The following is a 2,869-nucleotide window of genomic DNA, read 5'->3' as shown; positions in this document are numbered from 1 at the left end:
ATGAATCCCAAACATCTCAAAAACTGGTTTGCTAATTGCTGCTACTGTACCTCATAACATCCGGAAGTGCTGTAACACCTCAACCGAAGGAAGTAGCAACAGCTATCAATTTGGATGAAATCAATTTGGATGAAATCAATTTGGATGAAGTCAACGAAGTGTCGATATAATCTGTTCAGACTGTGTATAGCTCTTCTGGATTTGTGGTGGGAACGGTAGTGTGAGCCTCTCGCGCGGGCTTTTCGGGCCGCATCACTAGAATTTTTCTGATCACCTAAAACTCGGGAGAATCGACTTTATTACCATCCTCCTATCGAGAGACATCCACCTTCCGACGAAATTGCCCAAAAATCAATACTTTTCTTCTCTCCATAGGAGGATGACACTCTTTAATATGAGGAAAAACAATAGACTATGGATAAAATGTAGTAGGAATCTTAGCCGTGACTGCAACTACCGCCACCCAACCAAAAACAAGCCAACTAAAAACCATCCTGATAGTTGAAGATGACCCGATGATGCAGCTCGGTCTACAGCATATCCTCAATAACCAACCCCATTTAACAGTTGTCGCACAAGCTGTTAACGGCAACGAAGCCCTCAGTGCTGCACTGCAACACCAACCAGACATCGTGCTGATGGACATTGACTTACCCGGAATCGACGGTATTGCAGCCGCGCAGCAAATCAGAGCCGCACTGCCCAATACTCGTATCCTGATGCTCACCCACCACAGCAATCCAACTCAGGTTATGGCGGCTTTGTCCAGCGGCGCTCACGGCTACTGCGTTAAAGGCACTAACGCAGAACAACTTCTAGCAGCGATTACGACTGTGCAAGAAGGTGGCAGTTACCTAGACCCTAAGATTGCCGACTGCGTGCTGCAAAATCTCAAAACGCCACTGCCCGATAGCTATGCGAATGACGACATCAAGCTGACAGAACGGGAAATGCAGGTTTTGCAGCAGCTAGTTGAGGGTAAAAGCAATAAACAAATCGCTGCTCAACTAGGAATGAGCGTCCACACCGCCAAAGGTCATGTAGAGATGATTATAGCTAAATTTGAAGCGAGCGATCGCACCCAGGCTGCCGTTAAAGCACTGCGTTTGGGGCTGGCTTAGCCGTTGGAATGCAGCTTCTAATTGTTCTAAAATAAGTGGTTTTTGAGGCGTAGCTATCGCGTAGCAAATTATGGCATCTTGTCAATCTTCAAACTTTGGCAATGTCAACCAAAACCTCGCTCCTTTTCCTAATTCGCTATCAACGCCAATCTCTCCGCCGTGAGCCTCAACAATTTGCCTGCAAATGTAAAGTCCCAATCCCAATCCTTGCCTTAAACTAACTCCAACTCCCCTCGTATAAGGCTCGAATAATCTTGCACATTGCTGAGGAGAAATTCCTGCCCCATTGTCTGCAACCGTACAGCGAACCCTCTCACCTTCCTTTTTAGCTTCTACAGTCAAAATAAACCCAGACTGATTGTATTTAACAGCATTGTCGATCAGATTGCCAAACACCCGCCAGAGCTGCTGGGCATCAGCATTGACTAAAGGCAAATCTGCTGCAAAAAGCTGCTTAACCTTGACTCGATGCTGGTTGAGAATTGGTAATCTTTCAATAAGAATATTTTGGACTAAAGTGGGCAGCGACAGCGGCTTCATGGCTAAAGAAGCACTTTTCACATCAAACTGTTGTGTTGCTGTTAGTGACTCAATCAACTGGAGTTGGCGCGAACAACTTTGCACCATAACCTCCATAGTTCGCCTATCAATAACAATGTTGCTGCCAGCATCATTGAGGCGACTTCGCAGCAGTAGCGACATTCCTGATAGAGGCGATCGCAAATCGTGCGAAACAGCGTGCAACAGCATTCTTAAATTGGCTTCTGCTTGCTGTCTTTCTTGAATTTCCTGGCTTAGCTGAACATTTTGTGCAGCCAATTGCACGTTAGCGCAGCGAAGTTGCTGCTGCAAGCGCTGCATTTTAAGTTGGGCAGATACCCGCGCCAACACTTCAACAGGCTCAAAAGGTTTTATAATGTAGTCAGCACCGCCCGCCTCAAACCCTTTTACTTTGTCAAATACGTCATCTAAAGCGCTGATGAAAATTATAGGGATATCACAAGTAGCTTCAGATGCTTTAAGTTGACGGCAGACTTCATAACCATCCATACCGGGCATTTTTATGTCTAGCAAAATCAAGTCTGGCGCTTGCAACTCTACTGCTTTTAAAGCTCGCTCTCCACTAATCAACTTCCTGACTTTGTAACCGTTTTCAATTAGCAATTGAGAGAGTAGTTGAATGTTAGCGGGAATATCGTCAACAATCAAAATGTCAGCCAAAAATTGTTTAGTTTGCTCCATCATCTATCGCCACCAAAGGACAGAGTTTTGAGTTTTTTCCGAATATTGCCAACCGCTATTTTCTCAGCCGCGCTGTTCGCACCAGCAGCATTAACAGGCGACTTAACATCAGCCACAGTCACGGGTTCTTCTGGATCGTTCGGATGTGGCAGCAATTGGTAAGCGAATCGAATCCGCTGATCCAGCTCTTCATCTATATTGAGCAGTTTACCCGTCTGCTGCTCTACTGACAAAGCTTTCGCCCGCCTTTCAAGCTGCGGTCTGATGCTGCTGTCCCACAGTTCTTCAGACTCTTTGGCTCGTTTTATGTCGCCGGGCCGCACCGGAATCTTGAGAGGGTAGGGAAATAAAGCTTCCGTTCCCGTTGCGTAGGCCGGTGAAGTGATGACGCACTTGCCTTGAGGAAACCTCAGAATTTCGTCAGGACTAATCCAATACGGTTCAGTTAAGGCTCAAACCCTGGTAAATTAGGTATTGTTTCCAAAAATGGAGAGTAAGTTAGCGTG

3 protein-coding genes are annotated in these 2,869 nt (G+C 46.0%); 1 reads left to right on the top strand and 2 read right to left on the bottom strand.

What is annotated here, in order from left to right; all coding sequences use genetic code 11:
• Positions 1–443 precede the first annotated feature (443 nt).
• On the top strand, positions 444–1,121 hold the full coding sequence (locus QUA57_RS28285; protein WP_333065111.1) for a response regulator transcription factor: 678 nt from the start codon (positions 444–446) through the stop codon (positions 1,119–1,121).
• An 81-nt stretch (positions 1,122–1,202) separates the two neighbouring features.
• On the opposite strand, the gene QUA57_RS28280 is transcribed toward QUA57_RS28285, so the two are convergent.
• Complete coding sequence (locus QUA57_RS28280) at positions 1,203–2,366, bottom strand: hybrid sensor histidine kinase/response regulator (RefSeq protein ID WP_333065109.1); 1,164 nt, start codon at positions 2,364–2,366, stop codon at positions 1,203–1,205.
• The gene (locus tag QUA57_RS28275; protein ID WP_333065107.1) at positions 2,363–2,686 is read right to left on the bottom strand and encodes a hypothetical protein; all 324 of its coding nucleotides are present in this window, start codon (positions 2,684–2,686) and stop codon (positions 2,363–2,365) included. Before QUA57_RS28275 ends, QUA57_RS28280 begins: the two co-directional genes overlap by 4 nt.
• Positions 2,687–2,869 lie beyond the last annotated feature (183 nt).

This window comes from Microcoleus sp. Pol7_B2 (genome assembly GCF_036701035.1).
Lineage (GTDB): Bacteria > Cyanobacteriota > Cyanobacteriia > Cyanobacteriales > Microcoleaceae > Microcoleus.
This window is presented reverse-complemented; position numbering and strand designations above follow the sequence as displayed.

Excerpts from the sequence above, each read along its gene's own strand:
- QUA57_RS28280 (WP_333065109.1), bottom strand. The coding sequence starts at position 2,366 with ATGATGGAGCAAACTAAACAATTTTTGGCTGACATTTTGATTGTTGAC.